The 351-nt window shown below is 48.7% G+C and carries 1 protein-coding gene; it reads right to left on the reverse strand.

Translation table 11 applies throughout. From position 1 onward, the window contains the following. The coding region (locus tag AB4585_RS25175; protein WP_372171494.1) for a 4Fe-4S dicluster domain-containing protein at window positions 1-351 on the reverse strand (351 nt) is incomplete at both ends.

Genomic DNA, 351 nt, shown 5'->3' on the forward strand with positions numbered 1-351 from the left:
TCACCAAACCGTAGCCAATGAGCTTTGGCCTCATGATCTTGGTGTGCGTGCCTTCCAGTTTGTGTTCTGTGGTGTAGCTGATCAGCCCTTTCGGATAGTTCATGCGATCCATGGTGACATCACAAGCATCGATACAAGCACCACAGTTGATGCATTCGTATTGCAGGCCATCTCGAATATCTATGCCAGTTGGGCACACCTGAACACATAAGTTGCAATCGATACAATCACCTAGACCAAGATCGCTCGGGTTGGCCTTGCGAGTACGAGGGCCTCTGTCTTCACCGCGTTTTTTGTCATATCCGACAATAAAGGTGTCTTTGTCGAACATCGCTGATTGGAATCGTGCGT

The sequence above is a fragment of the Vibrio sp. 10N.222.49.C9 genome, from assembly GCF_041474985.1.
Taxonomy (GTDB): Bacteria; Pseudomonadota; Gammaproteobacteria; order Enterobacterales; family Vibrionaceae; genus Vibrio; species Vibrio crassostreae_C.